This window comes from Plantibacter cousiniae (nom. nud.), assembly GCF_977070315.1.
The window spans coordinates 138,807-164,919 of the sequence record NZ_CDRVEU010000006.1; the positions used below are offsets into that span (position 1 = coordinate 138,807).

A 26,113-nucleotide genomic window follows, 5' to 3' on the forward strand; every position below is an offset into this window, starting at 1 on the left:
CACCCACACGTGTCAGTTGTCAGCCGCGCAAGGCAACGCCAAACTAGGGCTCATGAAAAAAGTCTCTCCGAGTTATCTCAAGCATCAGTTCCTCATCGCCATGCCTCACATGCACGATGAGAACTTTGCTCAGACCTTGACCTACATTGTCGAGCACAACGCCAATGGCGCCATGGGGCTGGTGATCAACCGCCCGCAAAGCCTGACCTTGGCCGATGTACTCGAACAACTGCGACCGGAGCTTCCGGCACCGAGACACTGCCAGGACATCGTCATTCATACCGGCGGGCCGGTGCAGACCGATCGCGGCTTTGTCCTGCATCCCAGCGGCCAGACCTTTCAGGCGACGGTCAATCTTCCGGGCGGAATTTCCTTGTCGACTTCTCAGGATGTGCTGTTCTCCATCGCCGATGGCTACGGACCTGATCAAAATGTGATCACCCTGGGTTATGCGGGATGGGATGCCGGTCAACTGGATGCTGAAATGGCCGACAATGCCTGGCTGACCTGTTCGTTCGACCCGGCCATCCTGTTCGATGTGGACAGCGAGCAGCGTCTGGACGCCGCCGCCAGACGTCTGGGCATCAATCTCAACCTGATCTCGACCCAGGCAGGGCACGCTTGATGGCCGCCTTACGGCTGCTGCTGGGCATTGATTACGGCACTAAACAGATCGGCGTTGCGGTCGGCCAGGCGATTACCGGCCAGGCACGTGAACTCTGCACGCTCAAGGCGCAGAATGGCGTGCCGGACTGGGACAAGGTCCAGGCGCTGATCAACGAGTGGAAACCTGATGCGATCGTGGTGGGTCTGCCGTTGAACATGGACGGCACGCCCAGCGACATGAGCGCGCGCGCGGAAAAATTCTCGCGCAAGCTCAACGGACGCTTTGGTGTAACGGTCTACACCCATGATGAACGCCTGACCACCTTCGAAGCCAAGGGCGAGCGCATGGCGCGCGGCGGCCAGAAGGGCAGCTATCGCGACAATCCGGTGGATGCCATTGCCGCTGCGCTATTGCTGCAAGGCTGGCTGGACGAGCACCCCGAACTGTTGAATGTGTGACTTTTTCTGCCTTTATCGCTTCGAGATACCCGGATTCCACGTTATCGCTTGAGCATCGCGCCACGGACCAGACTGTGTAAAAACGTTACGAGCGAAGGCAAGACTAGGCAAAAACAGGCGAAAACGGCCGGGGTCGCGACCGACCTTAGGTGTTCTAAATGAGCATTTTTCGCCTGTTTTTAACGCAGTATTGCCAAGCGCAGTAGTTTTTACACAGTCAGGAAAGGACGCTGCCCGAGCCTCAAAGGAGCAACCATGAGCCTGCCCGACCCCGCCGAACTGATTCGTCAGATGGCCACTGACCTGAACGCTCACCTGAGCAAGCGCGGCATCAGCGACCCTCGTTTCATCGGCATCCGCACTGGCGGTGTCTGGGTTGCCCAGGCGCTGCTCAAGGCACTGAACAACCCCGCTCCGCTGGGCACGCTGGACGTTTCGTTCTATCGCGATGATTTCAGCCAGAACGGCCTGCACCCTCAGGTGCGCCCTTCTGAACTGCCGTTCGAGATCGAAGGCCAGCACCTGGTGCTGATCGATGACGTGCTGATGAGCGGCCGCACCGTCCGCGCCGCGCTCAACGAACTGTTCGATTACGGCCGCCCGGCCAGTGTCACGCTGGTCTGCCTGCTGGACCTGGACGCCGGTGAACTGCCGGTGCGTCCGAACGTGGTCGGCGCCACCCTGTCGCTGGCACCGAATGAACGCATCAAGCTGTCCGGCCCCGAGCCGCTGGCGCTCGAACTTCAAGACCTCTCCACCGCCCTTTAAGAGTCCATTGCGATGACGCCTCTCGACGCCAAGCGCCCGCTGCAGCTCAACCACTTGGGCCAGCTGCGCCATTTCCTGTCTCTGGACGGCTTGCCCCGCGAGCTGCTTACCGAAATTCTCGACACGGCCGACTCGTTCCTTGAAGTCGGCGCCCGGGCGGTCAAGAAAGTCCCGTTGTTGCGCGGCAAGACGGTGTGCAACGTGTTCTTCGAGAACTCCACGCGCACCCGCACCACCTTTGAGCTGGCAGCCCAGCGCCTGTCAGCCGACGTGATCACGCTGAACGTCTCGACCTCGTCTACCAGCAAGGGGGAAACGCTGTTCGACACCTTGCGCAACCTCGAAGCGATGGCCGCCGACATGTTCGTCGTGCGCCACGCCGACTCGGGTGCGGCGCACTTCATTGCCGAGCACGTATGCCCGGACGTCGCGATCATCAACGGCGGCGACGGACGCCATGCCCACCCGACCCAGGGCATGCTCGACATGCTGACCATCCGCCGTCACAAGGGCGGTTTCGAGAACCTGTCGGTGGCCATCGTCGGTGACATCCTGCATTCACGGGTCGCACGCTCCAATATGCTTGCGCTCAAGGCGCTGGGCTGCCCGGATATCCGCGTGATCGGGCCGAAAACCCTGCTGCCGGTAGGCGTCGAGCAATACGGGGTCAAGGTCTACACCGACCTCAACGAAGGTTTGAAGGACGTGGACGTGGTCATCATGCTGCGCCTGCAGCGTGAACGCATGACCGGCGGCCTGCTGCCCAGCGAAGGCGAGTTCTACCGCCTGTTCGGCCTGACCACCGCGCGCCTGGCGGCTGCGAAGCCGGATGCGATTGTCATGCACCCCGGCCCGATCAACCGCGGCGTGGAAATCGAATCGGCAGTGGCCGACGGCGCGCATTCGGTGATTCTCAATCAAGTGACTTACGGTATCGCGATCCGCATGGCGGTGCTGTCCATGGCCATGAGCGGACAAAACGCACAACGCCAATTCGAACAGGAGAACGCCCAGTGAAGCTCAGCATCCTCGGCGCTCGCGTCATCGACCCGGTCAGCGGGCTGGATCAAATCACTGACCTGCACCTTGAAGCAGGCAAACTCAGCGCCATCGGTTCGGCCCCGGCGGGTTTCGAGCCCACTCAGACCATCGACGCTACCGGGCTGGTCGCAGCACCGGGCCTGGTCGACCTCAATGTGTCCTTGCGCGAACCTGGCTACAGTCGCAAGGGCAGCATCGCCAGCGAAACCCGCGCAGCGGTGGCAGGCGGCGTGACCAGCCTGTGCTGCCCGCCACGTACCAAACCGGTGCTCGACACCTCGGCAGTGGCCGAGCTGATCCTCGACCGCGCCCGTGAGGCCGGGTTCAGCAAGGTGTTCCCCATCGGGGCGCTGAGCAAGGGCCTGGAAGGCGAACAGCTGGCAGAACTGATCGCCCTGCGCGACGCAGGTTGCGTGGCCTTCGGCAATGGTCTGAGCAGCTTCAGCAACACCCGCACGCTGTGCCGGGCACTGGAATATGCGGCGACCTTCGACCTGACGGTGATTTTCAACTCGCAGGATCGTGATCTGGCCGAAGGCGGTCTGGCACACGATGGTCCGACGGCCAGTTTCCTGGGTCTGGCGGGCATTCCCGAGACGGCCGAAACCGTGGCGCTGGCTCGCGACCTGTTGCTGGTCGAACAGAGCGGTGTACGTGCGCACTTCAGCCAGCTGACCAGTGCCCGTGGCGCGGCGCTGATCGCCCAGGCACAGGCGCGCGGTCTGCCGGTGACGGCGGATGTGGCGTTGTATCAGTTGATTCTGACTGACGAGGCGCTGATCGACTTCTCCAGCCTCTATCACGTCCAGCCGCCGCTGCGCACCCGCGCTGACCGCGATGGCCTGCGTGAAGCGGTGAAGAGCGGTGTCATTCAGGCGATTTCCAGCCATCACCAGCCGCACGAACGCGATGCCAAGCTGGCACCGTTTGGCGCTACGGAGCCAGGCATCAGCAGCGTCGAACTGCTGCTGCCGCTGGCCATGACGCTGGTGGATGACGGCCTGCTGGACCTGCCGACCCTGATTGCCCGCCTGAGCAGCGGCCCTGCCGCCGCGCTGCGCCTGCCGGCCGGCAAGCTGAGCGCAGGAGCGCCGGCCGACATCGTCCTGTTCGATCCTGCCGCCTCGACGGTTGCCGGCGAGACCTGGCTGTCAAAAGGCGAAAACTGCCCCTTCATCGGCCACTGTCTGCCGGGCTCGGTACGCTACACACTGGTGGATGGACGGATCAGCTACAGCCGTTGAGCCCGCTCCGGGCTCTCGCTCCCACGTTCCTCGTTGCATCACTGTGGGAGCGAGCCGGGCGACGCTCTGCGTCAGCCCCTCTGCCCAAGCTTTACCCGCGTCGGGCGTTCTTCATCGAGATCTGGTCATTCAATGTCCAGAAGTCATAGAGGACGCCCACCAGAAACAGCCCGCCGGTAAACAGGTAGATAATCCCGGTAATCCACTTGCCCTGGTACATGCGGTGCACACCGAACAGGCCGAGGAAGGTCAGCAGCACCCACGCCACGCTGTAGTCGGTGGAGCCGGGGGTAAAGCGCAGGTCGGCGTCACGGTCCATCGACGGGATCAGGAACAGGTCGATCAGCCAGCCAATGCCAAACAGACCGAACGTGAAGAACCAGATGGTCCCGGTGACCGGTTTGCCGTAGTAGAAGCGATGCGCTCCCAGGAAGCCGAAAATCCACATCAGGTAACCCATGACCTTGCTATGTGTGTCTGAACGATAGGCGTTCATTTTTGCCCTCTTTGCGCTGATAGAAAAAAATACATAACAAAATTGTGACTTGGTTTCCCTATTCCGACGTATGGCACATGAGGCGGTTTAATGCCGCCAAGCCCTTGTCGCTAAAGGGATTAGCCCGAAAAAAGAAAGAGTCTGTCGCATAAAACGCAATGATGCCACTGTGATGCGCTCGACAAATGGGGTCAGTTTTTTTGAAAAAGCTGTTATAAAGTTGCGCGCTGACCACCATGAGCCCTGCCGAATGCGTCCTTTTTTCAAGACATGGCTAACCATTTGCCTATTTATGCCACTGGCCGCCCACGCCACCAATCGTGAGCAACAACTTCCTGCGAGCTTCACGGGCTACACCGCCAAAAGCCACTCTTCACCGGCACTCGCGACTCGCAATGCACCCAAGGAAGCCACCACCACCCGAACTCAGTACGGCGCTACCAGCGCCGTCCAGAAGCCGCTTTCACGCAAGAACGCCAAAAAAATCGCGGCCTTGCAGGCTTCTGCCCCTGCCAAGCAAGGCAGCGCCGTTGTAAAACGCGCCTTGCAGGCTGTGGGCACGCCTTATCGCTGGGGCGGCACCACGCCCGGCAAAGGCCTGGACTGCAGCGGACTGGTCAAATACGCCTACACGGATGTCCGTGAGGTCGACCTGCCACGCACCTCCAATGCCATGGCCCAGGGTCATGGTCAGACGGTGGATCGCAAGGATCTGAAACCCGGTGACCTGCTGTTCTTCAATATCAAGAGCCGCAACATCAACCACGTCGCCATCTACCTGGGCGACAACAAGTTCGTTCATGCGCCGCGCCGTGGCAAGGCCGTAACTGTCGATACGCTGAACAAACCGTATTGGAACAGTCACTACAAGATCGCCAAGCGCGTGCTGCCCAAGCAACCCGGACAGATGCGTGTGGTTCAGCGCTGATCCTGGTGTGAATCCGCGGTCCGCAAGCCGCATCTGAAAAAAGGGGTCTTGAACGCGTTCAAGACCCCTTTTTCGTTCCTGCAGCCTCCCTGCGATCAGAAGTTATCCGGCACCTTGGCACGTTCGCGCGCGCTTTCGCGGGTGATCAGCCCCTTCTTCACCAGATCGGCCAGGCACATGTCCAGCGTCTGCATGCCCATCGAGCCGCCCGTCTGGATCGACGAATACATCTGCGCCACCTTGTCCTCGCGGATCAGGTTACGGATCGCCGGGGTGCCCATCATGATTTCGTGCGCCGCCACGCGTCCGCCGCCGACCTTCTTGAGCAACGCCTGCGAAACCACGGCGTGCAGCGATTCGGAGAGCATCGAGCGAATCATCGATTTTTCCTGAGCCGGAAACACATCGACGATCCGGTCGATGGTCTTGGCTGCTGACGTGGTGTGCAGCGTACCGAATACCAGGTGGCCGGTTTCAGCCGCGGTCAGCGCCAGGCGGATGGTCTCCAGGTCACGCATCTCACCGACCAGAATCACGTCCGGGTCTTCACGCAACGCCGAGCGCAGCGCCTCCGAGAAGCCCAGTGTGTCGCGGTGCACCTCGCGCTGGTTGACCAGGCACTTCTTCGACTCGTGGACGAATTCGATCGGGTCCTCGATGGTCAGAATGTGGTGATGCTTGTTGTTATTCAGGTAGTCGATCATCGCCGCCAGGGTGGTCGACTTGCCTGAGCCGGTCGGACCGGTGACCAGAATCAGGCCACGCGCCACGTCGGTAATCTTCCGAAACACACTGCCCATGCCCAAGTCTTCCATGCTCAGGATTTTCGAAGGGATGGTCCGGAAGACCGCGCCAGCACCGCGGTTCTGGTTGAAAGCGTTGACCCGAAACCGCGCCACGCCCGGCACTTCGAAGGAAAAGTCGGTTTCCAGCCGTTCTTCGAAGTCCTGCCGTTGCTTGTCGTTCATGATGTCGTAGATCAGCGCCTTGACCTCCTTCGCGTCCAGCGGAGGCAGGTTGATACGCCGTACATCGCCGTCGACGCGGATCATCGGCGGCAGACCTGCAGAGAGGTGCAAGTCCGACGCGCCCTGTTTGGCACTGAAGGCCAGCAGCTCGGTAATATCCATACAGCTCCTCAATCACATAGAATGCCGCAGACTTTAGTCCTGCTGGCGCAAATCAATGTCCATGATAGCAGCGAACATTTCAACGCTCGAACAGCGAATTCGCGACGCAGCGCTTGCTGCTGAGCGCGATCCAGCGTCCGTCGGCCTGCTGGCGGTGAGTAAAACCAAGCCCGCCAGTGACCTGCGTGAAGCTTACACCGCAGGTTTGCGCGATTTTGGCGAAAATTATTTACAGGAAGCACTGGGCAAACAGCTCGAACTGAGCGACCTGCCCTTGTGCTGGCACTTCATTGGCCCCATTCAATCGAACAAGACGCGAGCTATCGCCGAGAACTTCGACTGGGTACATTCCGTGGACCGCCTGAAAATCGCTCAACGCCTGTCCGAGCAACGCCCCGAAGCGCTTGAACCGCTGAACATCTGCATTCAGGTGAACGTCAGTGGCGAAGCCAGCAAATCGGGCTGTACGCCTCAGGACCTGCCTGCGCTGGCCGCTGCCATCAGCGCCCTGCCGCGACTCAGGTTGCGCGGCCTGATGGCCATCCCCGAGCCCACGGACGATCCTGCGGCGCAGAACGCATCCTTCGCCGCAGTGCGCACGCTGCAGGAGCAATTGCACCTGCCGCTCGACACACTTTCCATGGGCATGAGCCACGACCTGGAAGCCGCCGTTGCACAAGGCGCGACCTGGGTGCGCATCGGCACCGCTCTTTTTGGCGCCCGCGACTATGGCCAGCCATAACCTCTTCACAAGGACCCCTTCATGAGCAAGACCCGTATTGCCTTCGTTGGTGCCGGAAACATGGCCGCCAGCCTGATCGGCGGCCTGCGCGCCCAGGGCGTGGAGGCGGCACTGATCAGTGCCAGTGCGCCGGGTGCCGAAACCCGCGAGCGCATCGCCAACGATCACGGCATCCAGGTGTTCGCCGACAACGCCGACGCGATCAATGGCGCCGACGTGGTGGTACTGGCGGTCAAGCCGCAGATGATGAAAAACGTCTGCCAGGCCTTGAAGCCCAGTCTCCAGCCTCACCAGCTGATTGTTTCGGTCGCGGCCGGCATCACCTGCGCCAGCCTGACGCAATGGCTGGGCGAGCAGCCGGTGGTGCGCTGCATGCCCAATACGCCCTCACTGCTGCGTCAGGGTGCCAGCGGGTTGTACGCGACCGACAACGTCACGCCAGAGCAGCGTGAGCAGGCCGAGGCGTTGCTGGCCGCGGTCGGCATCGCGGTCTGGGTCGAGCAGGAAAAACACATGGACGCTGTCACGGCAGTGTCCGGCAGTGGCCCGGCGTATTTCTTTCTGATGATGGAAGCGATGACCGCAGCAGGCGTGAAACTGGGTCTGCCAGAGGACATCGCTAAAAAGCTGACCCTGCAGACAGCGCTGGGCTCGGCCTTGATCGCGACTGGCAGTGATGCAGGCGCTGGCGAGCTGCGTCGTCGCGTTACATCGCCGGGCGGGACCACCGAGGCGGCCATCAAGGCATTTCAGGCGGGCGGCTTTGAGGCACTGGTGGCAACGGCACTGACCGCCGCAGACCATCGTGCAGCCGAGCTGGCTGAACAACTGGGCAAATAATTTTCGGGTTTTCTGGAGCAGATCGATGATCGGATTGAACACCGCTGCAATTTACGTCCTGCAGACGCTTGGCAGTCTTTACCTGCTGATCGTGCTGTTGCGCTTCGTCCTGCAACTGGTACGGGCCAACTTCTACAACCCGCTGTGCCAGTTCATCGTGCGCGCCACCCAGCCGCTGCTCAAGCCGCTGCGACGCATCATCCCCAGCCTGTTCGGGCTGGACATGTCGTCGCTGGTGCTGGCGATCATCGTGCAGATGATCCTGATGGCCCTGACCCTGCTGCTGATGTTCGGCACCACGGGCGACCCGCTGCACCTGCTGCTGTGGTCGATCATCGGCGTGACCGCGCTGTTCCTGAAGATCTTCTTCTTTGCTCTGATCATCAGCGTGATTCTGTCGTGGGTCGCACCGGGCAGCCACAACCCTGGCGCGGAACTGGTCAACCAGATCTGCGAACCGGCACTGGCACCGTTTCGCAGGATCGTCCCGAACCTGGGCGGCCTGGACATCTCGCCGATCCTCGCATTCCTGGTGCTCAAGCTGCTGGACATGCTGGTCATCAACAACCTCGCCGCCATGAGCGACATGCCGGATGTGCTGCGGCTGTTGATGTAAGCCACCTTGTTCCCGCGCTGGAGGTTCCCGCGCTGGAGCGTGACGTTCGAAAGAACGCCTATCGTGCCCATGCTCCGCGTGGGCATGCCGTTCTGGACGCTCCGCGTCCTATCCGGAGCATGCGGCGCGGCGCAGATCTGTGACGCGGAGCGTCACCCTAGGCATTCCCGCGCTGGAGCGTGAGGAACGATCACCTCGTAACTATCGTGCCGTTGATTTACGTCTCACAATATCCCTTATTGCCGCTGCACCCCGCGGTCTTTAGACTTACGCCTCATTTATGCGAGAGCAGGGTCGATGCCCACGGTATTCCCTCACGATTCTGTCGGACTGGTCACACCGCAAACGGCGCATTTCAGCGAGCCTCTGGCGCTGGCCTGTGGTCGTTCGTTGCCAGCCTATGACCTGATTTACGAAACCTACGGTCAACTCAACGCCGCACGCAGCAATGCCGTGCTGATCTGTCATGCGCTGTCCGGGCACCACCATGCCGCAGGCTTCCACAGTGCCGATGACCGCAAACCCGGTTGGTGGGACAGCTGTATCGGTCCCGGCAAGCCTATCGACACCAACAAGTTCTTCGTCGTCAGCCTTAACAATCTGGGCGGCTGCAATGGCTCCACCGGGCCGAGCAGCATTGACCCGGACACCGGCAAGCCGTTCGGTGCCAATTTCCCGGTGGTGACCGTGGAAGACTGGGTCAACAGCCAGGCCCGACTGGCCGATCTGCTCGGTATCGACACCTGGGCTGCGGTGATTGGCGGCAGCCTGGGCGGCATGCAGGCGCTGCAATGGACCATCAGCTACCCGGATCGCGTGCGCCATTGCCTGGCGATCGCCTCTGCCCCCAAGCTGTCGGCACAGAACATCGCGTTCAACGAGGTGGCGCGTCAGGCTATTCTCACCGACCCCGAATTCCACGGTGGTTCGTTCCAGGAACGCGGAGTGATTCCCAAACGCGGCCTGATGCTGGCGCGGATGGTCGGGCACATCACTTATCTGTCGGATGACTCGATGGGCGAGAAATTCGGCCGTGGTCTGAAGAGCGAAAAACTCAACTACGACTTCCACAGCGTCGAGTTTCAGGTCGAGAGCTACCTGCGTTATCAGGGTGAAGAATTTTCCGGGCGTTTCGACGCCAATACCTACCTGTTGATGACCAAGGCACTGGATTACTTCGATCCTGCGGCGAACTTCAACGACGACCTGGCCAAGACCTTCGCCAACGCCACCGCCAAATTCTGCGTGATGTCGTTCACCACCGACTGGCGCTTCTCGCCAGCCCGCTCGCGGGAACTGGTGGACGCGCTGATGGCCGCGCGCAAGGACGTCTGCTACCTGGAAATCGACGCACCTCAAGGCCACGACGCCTTTCTGATCCCGATTCCGCGCTACTTGCAGGCTTTCGGTAATTACATGAACCGAATTTCGTTGTGAGGACGCCATGAGAGCCGATCTGGAAATCATTCAGGAATGGATTCCCGCGGGCAGCCGCGTGCTCGACCTGGGTTGTGGCGACGGCGAATTGCTGACCTGGCTGCGTGACCACAAGCAGGTCACCGGCTACGGGCTGGAAAACGACGCCGCCAACATTGCCGAGTGTGTCGCCAAGGGCATCAACGTCATCGAGCAGGACCTCGACAAGGGGCTGGGCAACTTTGCCAGCAACAGCTTTGACGTCGTGGTCATGACCCAGGCCCTGCAAGCGGTACATTACCCGGACCGAATCCTCGACGAGATGCTGCGCGTCGGTCGCCAGTGCATCATCACCTTCCCGAACTTCGGTCACTGGCGCTGCCGCTGGTACCTGGCGAGCAAGGGCCGCATGCCGGTGTCCGAATTCCTGCCGTATACCTGGTACAACACGCCGAACATTCACTTCTGCACCTTCGGCGACTTCGAAGAGCTGTGCCGCGAGCGCGATGCGCAGGTGCTCGACAGGCTGGCGGTCGATCAGCAGCATCGTCATGGCTGGGCCAGCAAACTCTGGCCCAATCTGCTCGGCGAGATCGGCATCTACCGCGTCACCAGCCCTGGGCTGACGGACCACAGGATTGCCGTTTAACCGACCGTTTCCAAGCACCACGACAGGCCAACCATGAACCTCACACAACTCGTACTGGCCAGCCACAATGGCGGCAAACTCAAGGAACTCCAAGCCATGCTCGGCGGCAGTGTAACGCTGCGCTCGGTCAGCGAGTTCAGTCTGGTGGAGCCGGAAGAAACCGGCCTGTCATTCGTCGAGAATGCAATCCTCAAGGCACGCAACGCCGCGCGTCTGTCCGGCCTGCCTGCGCTGGCCGACGACTCGGGGCTGGCGGTGGACTTTCTCGGCGGTGCGCCGGGTATCTATTCCGCACGCTACGCCGATGGCCAGGGCGATGCCGCCAACAACGCCAAGCTGCTGGAAGCGCTCAAAGACGTGCCGGACGACCAGCGTGGTGCACAGTTCGTCTGCGTATTGGCGCTGGTACGCCACGCCGACGATCCATTGCCGATCCTCTGTGAAGGGCTGTGGCACGGGCGCATCCTGCACGCCGCCAGCGGTGAACACGGCTTCGGCTATGACCCGCTGTTCTGGGTGCCGGAGCGCAACTGCTCGAGTGCCGAACTGGGCCCGACCGAGAAGAACCAACTCAGCCACCGCGCCCGCGCGATGGTCCTGTTGCGGCAACGCCTGGGTCTGCAATGACCCACGATTCGCCTGCGCAGCCGCTGTTTCTCGGCGAGAGCGGCTTCTCGTCAGAGAGCCCGCGCCCTGCACTGCCGCACCTGCCGCCGTTGTCGCTGTACATCCATATTCCGTGGTGCGTGCGCAAATGCCCGTACTGCGACTTCAACTCGCACACTGCCAGCCCGGTGCTGCCGGAACAGGAATACGTCGACGCCCTGCTCGCCGACCTGGACCTGGACCTGCCGTACGTCTACGGCCGCGAGCTGCAATCGATCTTCTTTGGTGGCGGTACGCCGAGCCTGTTCAGCGCCGATGCGCTGGGGCGCCTGCTGCAAGGCGTCGAACAGCGCATCCGCTTTGCCAGCGATATCGAGATCACGCTGGAAGCCAACCCGGGCACCTTCGAGCAGGTCAAGTTCAGCGCCTATCGCGGCCTGGGCATCAATCGACTGTCGATCGGCATTCAGAGCTTTCAGGAATCCAAACTCAAGGCGCTGGGCCGCATTCACAACGGCGACGAAGCAATTCGTGCCGCCGATATGGCGCGTCAGGCCGGTTTCGACAACTTCAACCTGGACCTGATGCACGGCCTGCCGGATCAGTCCCAGGACGAGGCGCTGGCCGATCTGCGCCAGGCCATTGCCCTCGCGCCGACCCACCTGTCCTGGTATCAACTGACCCTGGAGCCCAACACGGTGTTCTGGAATCAGCCACCGGTGCTGCCCGAAGACGACATTCTTTGGGACATTCAGGAAACCGGACAGCAGTTGCTGGCCACTCATGGCTACGCGCAATACGAAGTGTCGGCTTATGCACAGCCCGGAAAACCGGCGCGGCATAACCTCAACTATTGGGCGTTCGGTGATTTCATCGGCATCGGCGCAGGCGCACACGGCAAGCTGAGCCACCCGGACGGGCGCATCATGCGCACCTGGAAAACCCGGCTGCCCAAGGATTACCTGAACCCGGACAAGCCGTTTCAGGCCGGTTCCAAGCTGTTGCCGCTGGATGAATTGCCATTCGAATTCCTGATGAACGCACTGCGACTGACAAATGGTGTGGACGCTGCGTTATTTCGCGAAAGAACCGGTCTAAGCCTCGATTCGCTGGCCGAGGCGCGTCGACAGGCTGAACAAAAGGGGTTGCTGCACCAGGACCCGACACGCCTGATCGCCACGCCACAAGGCCAGCTGTTCCTCAACGACCTGCTGCAATACTTTCTGATCTAAGGACCCTGCATGGATTTCGTACTCGATTTGCTCGCCACCGTCTCGCGCTGGAGCCGCAGCAATCTCTCGGAAATCGCGCTCGCGCTGGTGGGCTGTCTGCTGGTGCTGTTTGGCTCGGACATCAAAGGCTGGCTGGAACAGCGAATCAGCGGCATCACAGGTGCTCTGCGCATCCCGCTCATCGCCCTGCTGTGCGCCGTGGGCAGCGGCGCGGCGCTGATCTATGCCACGCCTTGGGTAGTGCGCGGCCTCAGCCAGTTCAACAACTACAGCCTGGCGCCGGTGCTGTTGGTGGTGCTGGTGCTGATCGGGGTAATTGCGGACAGGAAGTAAGCGCTGCTTTTTCAAACGCAGCAAAAAGCCCGGCATCTCTGCCGGGCTTTTTAGTGTTGCCGATGCAGATCAAGGCACCAGTTTGTCCAGCAACGCCTTGTCACGCACCGCGCCCTTGTCAGCGCTGGTCGCCAGCAGGGCGTAGGCCTTGAGGGCGGTGGTCACTTTGCGTGGACGCGACTCGACAGGTTTCCAGCCTTTCTTGTCCTGTTCGGTGCGACGCTCGGCCATCTCAGCATCGTCGATCAGCAGGTTGATCGAGCGATTGGGGATGTCGATCAGCACCTTGTCACCGTCGCGCACCAGACCGATCGCTCCGCCTGCCGCAGCTTCCGGTGAGGCGTGGCCGATGGACAGGCCGGACGTACCGCCCGAGAAGCGACCATCAGTCAGCAGTGCGCAATCCTTGCCCAGCCCCTTGGACTTCAGGTAGGACGTCGGGTAGAGCATTTCCTGCATGCCCGGGCCGCCTTTCGGGCCTTCGTAGCGGATGATGACAATGTCGCCCGCTTTGACTTCGTCAGCGAGAATCCCGCGCACCGCGCTGTCCTGGCTTTCGAAGATCTTCGCGTTGCCTTCGAAGACGTGGATCGACTCGTCGACGCCAGCGGTTTTCACCACGCAGCCGTCCAGTGCGATGTTGCCGTACAGCACGGCCAGGCCACCTTCTTGCGAATAGGCGTGCTGGACGCTACGGATGCAGCCGTTTTCACGGTCAGCATCCAGGCTGTCCCAGCGGGTCGACTGGCTGAACGCGGTCTGCGTCGGGATGCCCGCCGGGCCTGCCTTGAAGAAGGTGTGCACGGCCTCGTCGTCAGTCTGGGTGATGTCCCATTTGGCGATGCCTTCAGCCAGGGTCTTGCTGTGTACGGTCGGTAGGTCGGTGTGCAGCAGGCCGCCACGAGCCAGCTCGCCGAGGATGCTGAAGATCCCGCCCGCGCGGTGCACGTCTTCCATGTGGTACTTCTGGATGTTCGGCGCGACCTTGCACAGCTGCGGAACCTTGCGCGACAGGCGGTCGATGTGGCGCAGGTCGAAGTCGATCTCGGCTTCCTGAGCAGCGGCCAGCAAGTGCAGGATGGTGTTGGTCGAACCGCCCATGGCGATGTCCAGCGTCATGGCGTTCTCGAACGCCTTGAAGTTGGCGATGTTGCGCGGCAACACCGAGTCATCGTTTTCCTTGTAGTACTGACGGCACAGGTCAACGATGGTGCGGCCGGCCTGCAGGAAGAGCTGCTCGCGGTCGCTGTGGGTGGCGAGTGCGGAACCGTTGCCCGGCAGGGCCAGACCCAGTGCTTCGGTCAGGCAGTTCATCGAGTTGGCGGTGAACATGCCGGAACACGACCCGCAGGTCGGACAGGCGCTGCGCTCGTACTCGGCGACTTTTTCGTCACTGGCTGTCGAGTCGGCGGCGATGACCATCGCATCGACCAGATCCAGGCCATGGCTGGCCAGTTTGGTCTTGCCCGCTTCCATTGGCCCGCCGGAGACGAAGATCACCGGAATGTTCAGGCGCAACGACGCCATCAGCATGCCCGGGGTGATCTTGTCGCAGTTGGAAATGCACACGATGGCGTCGGCGCAATGCGCATTGACCATGTACTCGACCGAATCGGCAATGATCTCGCGGCTCGGCAGCGAATAGAGCATGCCGTCGTGGCCCATGGCGATGCCATCGTCGACCGCAATGGTGTTGAATTCCTTGGCCACGCCACCGGCGCGCTCGACTTCACGCGCGACCAGCTGGCCCATGTCCTTGAGGTGGACGTGGCCGGGTACGAACTGGGTGAAGGAGTTGGCGATGGCAATGATCGGTTTCTTGAAGTCTTCGTCCTTCATGCCCGTGGCGCGCCACAGGGCACGGGCGCCGGCCATGTTACGGCCGTGGGTGGACGTTTTCGAGCGGTAATCAGGCATTGAAACACTCCGGCAAAAATAAGGCTGATCAGGAAGGGAGTGAGCTTCTATTGACGTCGCGAACGAGCGGCAGTGACCGCAGGCAGCGAAGAAACCGAACACCACGGGATCACCGTGTATTCGGCCTGAGCTCATAAACCCGCCGGGGATGACTGGCGATGAATAGCGCCGATTCTACACCGCCGGGTGGTTTGGTGGGGTCCGAATATCGGTCTTGGCACGGCGTTGCAAATCCCGATGGACAAAAGGCTGTCAGCCCATCTATCTTCCTCCGCAGGCCGCCTCATGTGGCCACGTCGCTCGGACGGTTCCGGGCGCTTACGTACGCGAGATACTCATGGCAGACCAAGGTTCGCCGCGCCGCTTTGCGCGCATCGATCGACTCCCCCCTTACGTGTTCAACATCACCGCCGAGCTGAAAATGGCTGCTCGTCGTCGCGGTGAGGACATTATCGACCTGAGCATGGGCAACCCCGACGGGGCCACACCACCGCACATTGTCGAAAAACTGATCACCGTCGCCCAGCGCGAAGACACCCACGGCTACTCCACCTCGCGCGGCATTCCACGCCTGCGTCGGGCGATTTCCAACTGGTACAAGAAGCGCTACGAGGTCGACATCGACCCTGAAAGCGAAGCGATCGTGACCATTGGTTCCAAGGAAGGCCTGGCCCACCTGATGCTCGCCACGCTGGATCAGGGCGACACGGTGCTGGTGCCCAACCCCAGTTACCCGATCCACATCTACGGTGCCGTGATTGCCGGCGCCCAGGTGCGATCGGTGCCGCTGGTGCCAGGCGTGGACTTCTTCGACGAGCTGGAAAAAGCCATTCGCGGCTCGATTCCCAAGCCGAAGATGATGATTCTGGGCTTTCCGTCCAACCCGACTGCGCAATGTGTGGAGCTGGATTTCTTCGAGCGCGTGGTGGCCCTGGCCAAACAGTACGACGTTCTGGTGGTGCATGACCTGGCGTACGCCGACATCGTCTACGATGGCTGGAAAGCCCCGTCGATCATGCAGGTGCCGGGCGCCAAGGACATTGCCGTGGAGTTCTTCACCTTGTCCAAGAGCTACAACATGGCAGGCTGGCGGATTGGCTTCATGGTCGGCAACCCCGAACTGGTGAATGCACTGGCGCGGATCAAGAGTTACCACGACTACGGTACCTTCACGCCACTGCAGGTGGCGGCGATTGCCGCGCTGGAAGGCGATCAGCAGTGCGTGCTCGACATTGCCGAGCAATATCGCCAGCGCCGCAACGTGCTGGTCAAGGGCTTGCACGAGCTGGGCTGGATGGTCGAGAACCCCAAGGCCTCTATGTACGTCTGGGCGAAGATTCCACAGGCTTATGCGCACCTGGGTTCGCTGGAGTTCGCCAAGAAGCTGCTGGCCGAGGCCAAGGTGTGTGTCTCGCCGGGCATCGGTTTCGGTGAGTACGGCGACGATCATGTGCGCTTCGCCCTGATCGAGAACCAGGACCGCATCCGCCAGGCCGTTCGTGGCATCCGCAGCATGTTCAGGGCCGACGACAAGCTCAAGTCCTGAGTTCCTTCTGAGACACCGCGCCTGCTGACCGACTGCGCTCGGCAGGCGTGGACGCTGCAACCAACCGTCTCTCCACACCTGACCGACAGTCGCCTCGGCAATTTTTGATTTCTGCAAATCGCCGCAGACCGGTATGATCGCGCGCCCCGATACACCCGGAAGCCTGACCTGAAATGAAACCCACCTTGATCGCCGCCGCAGAACTCGATCGCATCAACACCTGGGCCAAATACTCCAGCCACATGTGCGGGGGCTGCGTGTCCAGTTGCTGCACGTTGCCGGTAGAAGTGAAGATCAAGGACCTGATCCGCATCGGCATCGTCGATGAGTTCGAACGCGGCGACCCGGCCAAGAACATCGCCAAGCGTCTGCAGAAAGAAGGCATCGTCGAGCGCTACAACCAGAAGTCCGAGATCTTCACCTTGCAGCGCATGAGCAACAACGACTGCCTGTACCTGGACCGCAAAAGCCGCCTGTGCACCATCTATGACAAGCGCCCGGACACCTGCCGCAACCACCCGAAAGTCGGGCCGCGTCCCGGTTATTGCGCGTACAAGCCCAAAGAAGTCGTGCGTCAGGAAAGCGGCTCACTGAGAAACGCCACCAGCGCGCCAGTGCCAAAATTCTGATTCGTGAAAGGCGGCGCAGCACGCCGGACATCATCGTTATCAATCAAGCCCCGCACAGGGGCTTTTTTGTGCGCGATGGAAAAAGCCTATCGATGTTAATTTTTGTGAAAAATAAAAATACTTCACATTATTTACTCATTGATTCACTATCAGATTCACAGATCAGAACAATAACGTCCGAATGTCGGCTTCACAGGCATCGGCACTGACTTCGAGGATTACTGCATGACTGGCAAAAACGTTGGCGTTATCGGCCTGGGTGCGATGGGTCTGGGCATTGCCCGCTCGTTACTGCGTAGCGGCTTCACTGTGCATGCCTGTGATGTGCGCACCAGCGTGACCGAAGCATTCGCCCAGGAAGGCGGGGTTGCCTGTGATTCTCCGGCCAGCATGGCCGCTGCCTGCGATGTGATCATCACAGTCGTAGTCAACGCCGAGCAGACCGAAACCGTGTTGTTTGGCGAAAACGGCGCCATTGCCGCCCTGCGCCCAGGCTGCCTGGTCATCGGTTGCGCCACCGTCGCGCCCACCTTCGCCTTCGAACTGGGCGAGCGTCTGGCCGCACAGAACCTGCTGTACCTCGATGCGCCTATCTCCGGCGGTGCCGCCAAGGCTGCCGCAGGTCAGATGACCATGATGACCTCCGGCCCTGCCGAGTCCTACGCCAAGGCAGAAGCCATCCTCAACGGCATGGCCGGCAAGGTCTATCGCCTGGGCGACGTCCACGGTCTGGGTTCGAAAGTCAAAATCATCAATCAGTTGCTCGCGGGTGTACACATCGCCGCCAGTGCCGAAGCCATGGCCCTCGGCCTGCGCGAAGGTGTCGATGCTGATGCGCTGTATGAAGTGATCACCAACAGTGCCGGTAACTCGTGGATGTTCGAAAACCGCGTGCCGCACATCCTCAATGCCGATTACACGCCGCTGTCGGCCGTGGACATCTTCGTCAAGGACCTGGGTCTGGTGCTGGATACCGCACGCAGCAGCAAATTCCCGCTGCCGCTCTCGGCCACCGCGCACCAGATGTTCATGCAGGCATCCAGCGCCGGCTTCGGTCGCGAGGATGACTCGGCCGTGATCAAGATTTTCCCGGGCATCGAGTTGCCGAAAGCCAAGCCAGAAAAAGCCTGAGGAGCGACTGATGAGCCTGAATAACGCTCGCCCGCTGCTGGGCTGCATTGCCGATGACTTCACCGGCGCCACCGACCTGGCCAACATGCTGGTGCGGGGCGGCATGCGCACCGTGCAGAGCATTGGCATCCCCAGCGCCGAGATGGCTGCCGGTCTCGACGCCGACGCGATTGTCATCGCGCTGAAATCGCGTACCACGCCCAGCGCCGACGCGGTGGCTGAATCCCTGGCGGCTCTGGAGTGGCTGCGCGAGCGCGGCTGCGAGCAGATCTTCTTCAAATACTGCTCGACCTTCGATTCCACCGCCGCGGGTAACATCGGCCAGGTCAGCGAAGCACTGCTGGAGCAACTGGGCAGCGATTTCACCCTCGCCTGCCCGGCCTTCCCGGAAAACGGCCGCACGATTTTCCGTGGTCATCTGTTCGTACAGGACCTGTTACTCAGTGAATCGGGCATGCAGAACCACCCGCTGACGCCCATGACCGACGCCAATCTGGTGCGTGTGCTGCAAGCGCAGACCCGCCACAAGGTCGGCCTGTTGCGCTATGACAGCATTGCCCAGGGCGTCGAAGGCGTGCGCAACAGAATTGCCGAGCTGCGCGCCGAAGGTGTGAGCATGGCGATCGCCGATGCCGTGTCGGATGCCGATTTGTACACCTTGGGCGAAGCCTGCGCCGACTTGCCGCTGCTGACCGGTGGCTCGGGTCTGGCGCTGGGCCTGCCGGGTAACTTCCGCAAGGCAGGCAAGCTGCGCGATATCGATGCCGCCAAGCAGGTCGCCATCAGTGGCGGCGAAGTGGTACTGGCGGGTAGCGCATCGGTCGCTACCAACGGTCAGGTTGCGGCCTGGCTGGAAGCCGATCGCCCTGCGCTGCGCATCAATCCGCTGGATCTGGCCGCTGGCAAGCCAGTGGTCGAGCAGGCGCTGGCCTTTGCCAGAGATGCCGGGCAGACCGTATTGATCTACGCCACCAGCACACCGGATGAAGTCAAAGCCGTGCAGAAAGAACTGGGCGTCGAACGCTCCGGAGCCATGGTCGAAGCCGCACTCGGCGAAATCGCCAAAGGGCTGCTGGACGCAGGCGTACGGCGTTTCGTGGTTGCCGGTGGCGAAACTTCCGGTGCCGTGGTTCAGGCACTGGGCGTGCAGTTGCTGCAGATCGGCGCACAGATCGATCCGGGCGTTCCGGCCACGGTGAGCAGCGGCGCACAACCGCTGGCTCTGGCCCTCAAATCCGGCAATTTCGGTGCGCGCGACTTCTTCGCCAAGGCGCTCAAGCAACTGGCGGGGGCGGCCTGATGATCGACGAAAACGCACTGCGTCAGGAAATCTGCGACGTCGGCCGTCTGCTGTATGGCCGTGGCTATACGGTGGGCAGCGCCGGCAACATCAGCGCACGACTCGACGACGGCTGGCTGATTACCCCGACCGACGCCTGCCTGGGCCGCATGGACCCGGCCGATATCGCCAAGGTCAATCTGGCCGGTGAATGGGTGTCCGGCAGTAAGCCGTCCAAGACCCTGGCCCTGCACCGCGAAGTCTACGACCGCAACCCGCAGGTCGGCGGCGTGGTGCATACGCACTCGACGCATCTGGTCGCCCTGACCCTGGCCGGAGTGTGGCAGGAGGACGACATTCTGCCGCCGCTGACGCCGTATCAGGTCATGAAGGTCGGGCATATCCCCTTGATCCCTTACGAACGTCCCGGCTCACCGAAAGTCGCCGAGCGCGTGGCGGAACTGGCCAACAGCGTGCGCGGCGTGATGCTGGAGCGCCTCGGTCCAGTGGTCTGGGAAAGCTCGGTGGCCAAGGCCTGCTATGCCCTGGAGGAGCTGGAAGAGACTGCCCGTCTGTGGCTGATGAGCAACCCCAAACCTGCGCCGCTGGACCCGGCGGCGCTTGAAGAGCTGCGTCAGGTGTTCGGCGCCAGGTGGTAACGAGCACACGGTGATCGGGGAGCGCATTGCGCCTCCCGGTCGAAAAACAATAACAACAGGAATCGAGAGCATGACTCACCCCTACCCCGCTGTTTCGTTGTCAGTCTTTACCACCATTGACCGGAGTGCACGGGCATGACGCCGCTCATGTTGATGGTCGTGGCCGGTGCGGGCATCGCACTGCTGTTGTTTCTGGTGCTCAAGTACAAATTCCAGCCCTTCGTCGCCCTGATGCTGGTCAGCATTATCGTGGCGCTGGTCGCCGGTGTTAAACCGGCCGATCTGGTTGCCACCATCGAAGGCGGCATGGGCAAGACGCTCGGCCATATCGCGATCATCATCGCGCTGGGCGCGATGATCGGGCGCATCATCGAGCTGTCCGGCGGGGCCGAAGCACTGGCCAAGACCCTGATCAACCGCTTCGGCAACAAGCGCACGCCTCTGGCGCTGACCGTTGCGGGTTTCATGGTCGGTATTCCGGTGTTCTTCGAGGTCGGCGTGATCATCCTCATGCCGCTGGCTTACGGTGTGGCGCGTGCGGCACGCAAGCCGCTGCTGATTTTCGCGCTGCCGATGTGCGCCGCACTGCTCGCCGTGCATGCGTTTCTGCCGCCGCACCCTGGCGCTGTTGCCGCCGCCAGCCAGTTGGGCGCTGACCTGGGCCGGGTGCTGATGCTGGGTATTCCGATCGTTGCCGTGCTGTGCATGATCGGCTACTTCGTCGCGGGCCGCATGACCCGCAAGACCTACCCGATGACCGATGACATCCGCGCCGAAGTCTATGGCCCGCACGTCACCAACGAAGACCTGGAAGCCTGGGCCCGTAACGATTATTCCGCTGCGCGCGAAGCGACCGAAACCCGAACAATGGGCATCGAAGAAAGCGCCAGCAGCCTGGCAAGCAAGCTGCCGCCTGCGCCCGCACCGGGTTTCGGACTGATCATCGCGCTGATCCTGCTGCCGATCGTGCTGATTCTGATGGGCACACTGGCCACCACCATGCTGCCAGCCACGTCCACGCTGCGCGCAGTGCTGACCGTACTGGGTGCCCCCTTGGTTGCGCTGCTGATCGATACCCTGCTGTGCGCCTGGCTGCTGGGCTCGCGTCGCGGCTGGAGCCGTACTCAGGTGTCCGATGTGATCGGCTCGGCCTTGCCGGGTGTGGCGATGGTGATCCTGATTGCCGGCGCCGGTGGCGTGTTCGGCAAGGTGCTGGTCGACACCGGCATTGGTGCCGTGGTCTCCGAGGCGCTGCGCAACACCGGTCTGCCGGTACTCGCGCTGGGCTTCCTGCTGACCCTCCTGCTGCGCGCCGTCCAGGGCTCGACCACCGTTGCACTGGTCACTACTGCAGGCATTCTCAGCCCGCTGATCGCCACGCTGGACTTGAGCGCCAACCACCTGGCCCTGCTGTGTCTGGCCATGGGCGGTGGCGGTCTGGCCATGTCGCACATCAACGATGCCGGTTACTGGATGTTCACCAAGCTGGCGGGCCTCAACGTCGCCGACGGCTTGCGCACCTGGACCGTACTGGTCACGCTGCTCGGCACACTGGGCTTCGTGATCACCCTGCTGCTTTGGCCATTCGTCTGACCCTTTGAAGACTGGAGTTAACATGCCTCGTTTTGCCGCCAACCTCAGCATGCTGTACCCGCAGCATGATTTTCTTGAGCGCTTCGCCGCAGCCGCTGCCGATGGTTTCGGCGCGGTCGAGTACCTGTTCCCTTACGCCTACGGCACTCAGGAACTCAAGCAGCGCCTGAGCGACAACGGTCTGGTGCAGGCGCTGTTCAACGCTCCGCCGGGCGACTGGGAGGCAGGCGAGCGAGGCATTGCAACGCTGCCGGGCCGTGAAGCGGAATTTCGCAGCGGTATCGAGCAGGCCTTGGAATATGCGCAGGTGCTGGGCAATGACCGAGTGCATGTCATGGCTGGCTTGCTGGCCGATGAAAGCTTGCGTGAGCGTCATCAGGCGGTCTATCTGGAAAACCTCGCGTTCGCGGCTGAGCAAGCCAAGGGCGCAGGGGTCACGATTCTGATCGAGCCGATCAACACCCGCGACATGCCGGGCTTCTTCCTCAACCGTCAGGATCAGGCACAGGACATCTGCAAGCTGGTGGGTGCCGACAACCTGAAGGTGCAGTTCGACTGCTACCACTGCCAGATCGTCGAAGGTGACCTGACCAGCAAGCTGCGTCGCGACTTTGCAGGCATTGGTCATATTCAGATCGCCGGGGTACCGGATCGCCATGAGCCGGACCTGGGCGAACTGAACTACGAGCACCTGTTCAACGTCATCGACGAACTGGGCTACAGCGGCTGGATCGGCTGCGAATACCGTCCGAAAGGCGACACCAGCGTGGGTCTGGCGTGGTTGCGCGAGTTGCAGGCCAAGGGCTGAAACCAGCGGGATGGACGACGCGGAGCGTCATGAACGGCATTCCCACGCAGAGCGTGAGGAGCGATCATTCTGTAACTATCGTGCCGATGCTCCGCGTGTTCAGCGACCTTAGCCTCAGTCCTCTACGTCGAACTGGTCCTTGATGTAGCGGATTTCAGTCCGCCCATGCGGCGCAGGCTGACCGTCTTCGTCGAGGTTGACGAAGACAATCTTGTCGACGGTCAGAATGCTCTTGCGGGTGATCTTGTTGCGCACCTGGCATTTGAGGGTGATCGAGGTGCGACCGAAATCCGTGGCGGTGATGCCCAGTTCGATGATGTCGCCCTGACGCGAGGCACTGACGAAGTTGATTTCAGAGATGTACTTGGTGACCACCCGCTGATTACCCAGTTGAACGATCGCGTAGATCGCCGCCTCTTCATCGATCCAGCGCAGCAGGCTGCCGCCGAACAACGTGCCGTTGGGGTTGAGGTCTTCGGGCTTTACCCACTTGCGGGTGTGGAAATTCATGGTCACTCCTGAGCGTCTGGCCGATGGATAGCTGCATGATGGCAGAGCCGGCGACCCGCGCCCATGCCTGCGTGATAGCGACTGTGCATCGACCCTATTACAGACAGATGGCAATTGGATGGCCTTTAAACCGACAGAAAGCCTTGGGTAGAATCGCGAGCACCGCTATACTGCCAAACGTTTCAAAACGGTCATCTACGCTTGATACCGTTCCCGCCACCTGTCCGAGGGGCGCTGCAGCAGGTTTTCCCTGTCAGGCTCGGATGGGGCGTTGTTTGCCAGGACGATCCTCGACCGGCAAACCTTAAACGCACAACGGCGCCCATTCGCATTTTTATGGAATGGAGACTCTCAATGAGTGCTGTAATGACGCCCGCAGAATTCAATGACTACAAGGTTGCCGATATTTCACTGGCCGCCTGGGGTCGCCGCGAAACCATCATCGCCGAATCCGAAATGCCTGCCCTGATGGGTCTGCGTCGCAAATACGCTGGTGATCAGCCGCTCAAAGGCGCGAAGATTCTCGGCTGCATCCACATGACCATTCAGACCGCCGTACTGATCGAAACCCTGGTTGCCCTGGGTGCCGAAGTTCGCTGGTCGTCGTGCAACATTTTCTCCACTCAGGACCAGGCTGCTGCGGCCATCGCTGCTGCCGGCATTCCTGTGTTCGCCTGGAAAGGCGAAACCGAAGAAGAATACGAGTGGTGCATCGAGCAGACCATCCTCAAGGATGGCCAGCCATGGGACGCCAACATGATCCTCGACGACGGCGGCGACCTGACCGAGATCATCCACAAGAAATACCCGGCGATGCTGGACAAGATCCACGGCGTCACCGAAGAAACCACCACTGGCGTTCACCGCCTGCTGGACATGCTGGCCAAGGGCGAGTTGAAAATCCCGGCCATCAACGTCAATGACTCGGTGACCAAGAGCAAGAACGACAACAAGTACGGCTGCCGTCACAGCCTGAACGACGCCATCAAGCGCGGCACCGACCACTTGCTGTCCGGCAAGCAGGCGCTGGTGATCGGCTACGGTGACGTGGGCAAGGGCTCGGCCCAGTCCCTGCGTCAGGAAGGCATGATCGTCAAAGTGACCGAAGTCGACCCGATCTGCGCCATGCAGGCCTGCATGGACGGTTTCGAGCTGGTTTCGCCGTTCATCGACGGTGAGAACGACGGCACCGAAGCGAGCATCGACAAGGCACTGTTGGGCAAGATCGACCTGATCGTGACCACCACCGGTAACGTCAACGTTTGCGACTCCAACATGCTCAAGGCGCTGAAAAAGCGCGCTGTGGTGTGCAACATCGGTCACTTCGACAACGAAATCGACACCGCTTTCATGCGCAAGAACTGGGCATGGGAAGAAGTGAAGCCACAGGTTCACAAGATCCATCGTACCGGCCCAGGCTCGTTCGACGCACAGAACGACGACTACCTGATCCTGCTGGCCGAAGGCCGTCTGGTAAACCTGGGTAACGCCACTGGCCACCCAAGCCGCATCATGGATGGCTCGTTCGCCAACCAGGTTCTGGCGCAGATCTTCCTCTTCGAGCAGAAGTACGCCGACCTGGCACCGGCCAAGAAAGCCGAGCGCCTGACCGTTGAAGTGCTGCCGAAGAAACTCGACGAAGAAGTGGCCCTGGAAATGGTCCGCGGCTTCGGCGGCGTTGTGACCAAGCTGACCAAGACACAGGCCGATTACATCGGCGTGACCGTCGAAGGTCCGTTCAAGCCGCACGCGTATCGCTACTGATTGAGCAGGCTCGGTCCGCTTCTTACGCAGAAGCGGATCGAGCGTGATCAGCCATCACCGGCAGCACTCGCTACCCCGGTGACGCTCAGTATCTGAAGGCCGTTCCGGCCTTTTCGCGAACAAGTTCGCTCCTACGACGAGATCGGCTCCATGTCTCAAGAACGCCGCTTCAGCTTCGAGTTCTTTCCTACCAAGACCGACGCTGGACATGAAAAGCTGCTGACCGTTGCTCGTCAGCTCGCTACGTACAACCCCGATTTTTTCTCCTGCACCTATGGTGCCGGTGGCTCGACCCGCGACCGCACGCTCAATACCGTGCTGCAGCTGGAAAACGAGATCAAAGTCCCTGCTGCACCGCATTTGTCCTGCGTGGGCGACAGCAAGGACGACCTGCGCAACCTGTTGGCGCAGTACAAGGATGCGGGCATCAAACGCATCGTGGCACTGCGCGGCGACCTGCCTTCCGGCATGGGCATGGCCAGCGGTGAGCTGCGTCACGCCAATGACCTGGTGAGCTTCATTCGCCAGGAAAGCGGCAGCCATTTCCACATCGAAGTCGCCGCCTACCCGGAAATGCATCCACAGGCGCGCAATTTCGAAGACGACCTCAAGCACTTCATCAACAAGGCCAACGCCGGCGCCGACAGTGCGATCACGCAGTACTTCTTCAACGCCGACAGCTATTTCAACTTCGTCGAGCGGGTCGAGAAGATGGGCGTCAGCATTCCGATCGTGCCGGGCATCATGCCGATCACCAACTACAGCAAGCTGGCGCGTTTCTCGGATGCCTGCGGTGCGGAAATCCCGCGCTGGATCCGCAAACAGCTGGAAGCCTACGGCGATGACGTGCAAAGCATCCAGGCGTTTGGCGAAGAAGTCATCACGCAGATGTGCGAACGACTGCTGCAAGGCGGCGCCCCCGGCCTGCATTTCTACACGCTGAACCAGGCAGAGCCGAGCCTGGCGGTGTGGAACAACCTGCAACTGCCACGCTGAAAACGGCTGCGGCACCGCGGTCCGACCGGTGATTTCCGGGGGATCGCGGCCTCATACACCGTTGGGCAGCAGGAAAGCGGCGTATTGCGCTCGCTCTGTTATACTCCAGCCTTCCCGCCAGGCTTACGCCCGGACGCCCGGTCTTGCAATCGTCATCCGTTCACGCCAACAGCGC

General features: G+C 61.2%; 27 protein-coding genes and 1 riboswitch. Of the genes, 23 read left to right on the forward strand and 4 right to left on the reverse strand.

From position 1 onward, the window contains the following. Positions 1-52: 52 nt before the first annotated feature. The 5 genes from ACW55A_RS13625 to ACW55A_RS13645 all read left to right on the forward strand — a co-directional run bounded on the left by ACW55A_RS13625 (position 53) and on the right by ACW55A_RS13645 (position 4,118). On the forward strand, positions 53-625 hold the full coding sequence (locus tag ACW55A_RS13625; RefSeq protein ID WP_003366147.1) for a YqgE/AlgH family protein: 573 nt from the start codon (positions 53-55) through the stop codon (positions 623-625). Further along, entirely contained in the window at positions 625-1,065 is a 441-nt protein-coding gene (gene ruvX, locus ACW55A_RS13630) for a Holliday junction resolvase RuvX (RefSeq protein ID WP_002551734.1), read from the forward strand. The genes ACW55A_RS13625 and ruvX overlap by 1 nt, the downstream gene beginning before the upstream one ends. A 255-nt stretch (positions 1,066-1,320) precedes the next feature. Beyond that, a complete protein-coding gene (gene pyrR, locus ACW55A_RS13635; protein WP_003366144.1) occupies positions 1,321-1,833 on the forward strand; it encodes a bifunctional pyr operon transcriptional regulator/uracil phosphoribosyltransferase PyrR in 513 nt (170 codons plus the stop codon). 12 nt (positions 1,834-1,845) lie between these two features. Beyond that, positions 1,846-2,850, forward strand: a complete 1,005-nt coding sequence (locus ACW55A_RS13640; protein WP_003366142.1) for an aspartate carbamoyltransferase catalytic subunit — start codon at positions 1,846-1,848, stop codon at positions 2,848-2,850. Then, positions 2,847-4,118: a dihydroorotase gene (locus tag ACW55A_RS13645; RefSeq protein WP_003366140.1), complete on the forward strand. Its 1,272-nt coding sequence runs from the start codon at positions 2,847-2,849 to the stop codon at positions 4,116-4,118. The genes ACW55A_RS13640 and ACW55A_RS13645 overlap by 4 nt, the downstream gene beginning before the upstream one ends. 91 nt (positions 4,119-4,209) lie before the next feature. On the opposite strand, the gene ACW55A_RS13650 is transcribed toward ACW55A_RS13645, so the two are convergent. Continuing rightward, positions 4,210-4,614 carry an NINE protein gene (locus tag ACW55A_RS13650; RefSeq protein ID WP_455808258.1) on the reverse strand — a complete coding sequence of 135 codons (405 nt, stop codon included), beginning with the start codon at positions 4,612-4,614 and terminating at the stop codon, positions 4,210-4,212. Between the two features lie 292 nt (positions 4,615-4,906). Here ACW55A_RS13650 and ACW55A_RS13655 point away from each other — a divergent pair, with 292 nt between their 5' ends. Beyond that, the gene (locus ACW55A_RS13655; RefSeq protein ID WP_003366138.1) at positions 4,907-5,542 is read left to right on the forward strand and encodes a C40 family peptidase; all 636 of its coding nucleotides are present in this window, start codon (positions 4,907-4,909) and stop codon (positions 5,540-5,542) included. Between the two features lie 95 nt (positions 5,543-5,637). Here ACW55A_RS13655 and ACW55A_RS13660 read toward each other — a convergent pair whose 3' ends face one another. Next, positions 5,638-6,672 (reverse strand): type IV pilus twitching motility protein PilT, encoded by a 1,035-nt coding sequence (locus ACW55A_RS13660; RefSeq protein ID WP_003366137.1) that lies wholly within the window; start codon positions 6,670-6,672, stop codon positions 5,638-5,640. Between the two features lie 55 nt (positions 6,673-6,727). Between ACW55A_RS13660 and ACW55A_RS13665 the strand changes: the two genes are divergently transcribed. From ACW55A_RS13665 to ACW55A_RS13700, 8 genes are all read left to right on the forward strand, one after another. Then, positions 6,728-7,414 (forward strand): YggS family pyridoxal phosphate-dependent enzyme, encoded by a 687-nt coding sequence (locus ACW55A_RS13665; protein WP_498811338.1) that lies wholly within the window; start codon positions 6,728-6,730, stop codon positions 7,412-7,414. A gap of 21 nt (positions 7,415-7,435) precedes the next feature. Then, a complete protein-coding gene (gene proC, locus ACW55A_RS13670; protein WP_455808259.1) occupies positions 7,436-8,254 on the forward strand; it encodes a pyrroline-5-carboxylate reductase in 819 nt (272 codons plus the stop codon). Positions 8,255-8,279: 25 nt separating this feature from the next. Next, entirely contained in the window at positions 8,280-8,870 is a 591-nt protein-coding gene (locus ACW55A_RS13675) for a YggT family protein (RefSeq protein WP_058397749.1), read from the forward strand. Between the two features lie 297 nt (positions 8,871-9,167). Continuing rightward, entirely contained in the window at positions 9,168-10,307 is a 1,140-nt protein-coding gene (gene metX / locus ACW55A_RS13680) for a homoserine O-succinyltransferase MetX (RefSeq protein ID WP_003432070.1), read from the forward strand. Between the two features lie 7 nt (positions 10,308-10,314). Continuing rightward, positions 10,315-10,935: a methionine biosynthesis protein MetW gene (gene metW, locus ACW55A_RS13685; protein WP_003316724.1), complete on the forward strand. Its 621-nt coding sequence runs from the start codon at positions 10,315-10,317 to the stop codon at positions 10,933-10,935. 33 nt (positions 10,936-10,968) lie between these two features. Continuing rightward, positions 10,969-11,562, forward strand: coding sequence for an RdgB/HAM1 family non-canonical purine NTP pyrophosphatase (gene rdgB, locus ACW55A_RS13690; protein WP_003366128.1), 594 nt, complete (start codon positions 10,969-10,971; stop codon positions 11,560-11,562). After that, the gene (gene hemW / locus ACW55A_RS13695) at positions 11,559-12,773 is read left to right on the forward strand and encodes a radical SAM family heme chaperone HemW (RefSeq protein ID WP_499140377.1); all 1,215 of its coding nucleotides are present in this window, start codon (positions 11,559-11,561) and stop codon (positions 12,771-12,773) included. The genes rdgB and hemW overlap by 4 nt, the downstream gene beginning before the upstream one ends. Before the next feature lie 9 nt (positions 12,774-12,782). Next, positions 12,783-13,106 (forward strand): DUF3392 domain-containing protein, encoded by a 324-nt coding sequence (locus ACW55A_RS13700; RefSeq protein WP_002551720.1) that lies wholly within the window; start codon positions 12,783-12,785, stop codon positions 13,104-13,106. A 69-nt stretch (positions 13,107-13,175) separates the two neighbouring features. On the opposite strand, the gene ilvD is transcribed toward ACW55A_RS13700, so the two are convergent. After that, positions 13,176-15,023, reverse strand: a complete 1,848-nt coding sequence (gene ilvD, locus ACW55A_RS13705) for a dihydroxy-acid dehydratase (RefSeq protein ID WP_044308688.1) — start codon at positions 15,021-15,023, stop codon at positions 13,176-13,178. 337 nt (positions 15,024-15,360) lie between these two features. Between ilvD and alaC the strand changes: the two genes are divergently transcribed. The 7 genes from alaC (at position 15,361) to otnI (ending at position 22,668) form a co-directional block, all read left to right on the forward strand. Beyond that, positions 15,361-16,569, forward strand: a complete 1,209-nt coding sequence (alaC, locus tag ACW55A_RS13710; RefSeq protein WP_003346356.1) for an alanine transaminase — start codon at positions 15,361-15,363, stop codon at positions 16,567-16,569. A 173-nt stretch (positions 16,570-16,742) separates the two neighbouring features. Further along, positions 16,743-17,198, forward strand: coding sequence for a YkgJ family cysteine cluster protein (locus ACW55A_RS13715; RefSeq protein ID WP_498811339.1), 456 nt, complete (start codon positions 16,743-16,745; stop codon positions 17,196-17,198). A gap of 225 nt (positions 17,199-17,423) precedes the next feature. Then, a complete protein-coding gene (ltnD, locus tag ACW55A_RS13720) occupies positions 17,424-18,329 on the forward strand; it encodes an L-threonate dehydrogenase (RefSeq protein ID WP_498811340.1) in 906 nt (301 codons plus the stop codon). Between the two features lie 10 nt (positions 18,330-18,339). Beyond that, the gene (gene otnK, locus ACW55A_RS13725) at positions 18,340-19,629 is read left to right on the forward strand and encodes a 3-oxo-tetronate kinase (RefSeq protein WP_498811341.1); all 1,290 of its coding nucleotides are present in this window, start codon (positions 18,340-18,342) and stop codon (positions 19,627-19,629) included. After that, a complete protein-coding gene (gene otnC / locus ACW55A_RS13730; RefSeq protein WP_003392253.1) occupies positions 19,629-20,267 on the forward strand; it encodes a 3-oxo-tetronate 4-phosphate decarboxylase in 639 nt (212 codons plus the stop codon). The genes otnK and otnC overlap by 1 nt, the downstream gene beginning before the upstream one ends. A gap of 135 nt (positions 20,268-20,402) precedes the next feature. Beyond that, the gene (locus tag ACW55A_RS13735; protein WP_044308694.1) at positions 20,403-21,860 is read left to right on the forward strand and encodes a GntT/GntP/DsdX family permease; all 1,458 of its coding nucleotides are present in this window, start codon (positions 20,403-20,405) and stop codon (positions 21,858-21,860) included. 22 nt (positions 21,861-21,882) lie between these two features. Next, positions 21,883-22,668 carry a 2-oxo-tetronate isomerase gene (gene otnI, locus ACW55A_RS13740; protein WP_060708574.1) on the forward strand — a complete coding sequence of 262 codons (786 nt, stop codon included), beginning with the start codon at positions 21,883-21,885 and terminating at the stop codon, positions 22,666-22,668. 114 nt (positions 22,669-22,782) lie between these two features. On the opposite strand, the gene ACW55A_RS13745 is transcribed toward otnI, so the two are convergent. After that, complete coding sequence (locus ACW55A_RS13745; protein ID WP_003316713.1) at positions 22,783-23,178, reverse strand: acyl-CoA thioesterase; 396 nt, start codon at positions 23,176-23,178, stop codon at positions 22,783-22,785. 220 nt (positions 23,179-23,398) lie between these two features. Next, positions 23,399-23,509: riboswitch (S-adenosyl-L-homocysteine riboswitch) on the forward strand. Between the two features lie 23 nt (positions 23,510-23,532). Here ACW55A_RS13745 and ahcY point away from each other — a divergent pair. Both ahcY and metF read left to right on the forward strand, forming a co-directional pair. After that, positions 23,533-24,942, forward strand: coding sequence for an adenosylhomocysteinase (gene ahcY, locus ACW55A_RS13750; RefSeq protein WP_003366112.1), 1,410 nt, complete (start codon positions 23,533-23,535; stop codon positions 24,940-24,942). 150 nt (positions 24,943-25,092) lie between these two features. Beyond that, positions 25,093-25,938: a methylenetetrahydrofolate reductase [NAD(P)H] gene (gene metF / locus ACW55A_RS13755; RefSeq protein WP_455808264.1), complete on the forward strand. Its 846-nt coding sequence runs from the start codon at positions 25,093-25,095 to the stop codon at positions 25,936-25,938. The last annotated feature ends 175 nt before the right edge of the window (positions 25,939-26,113 follow it).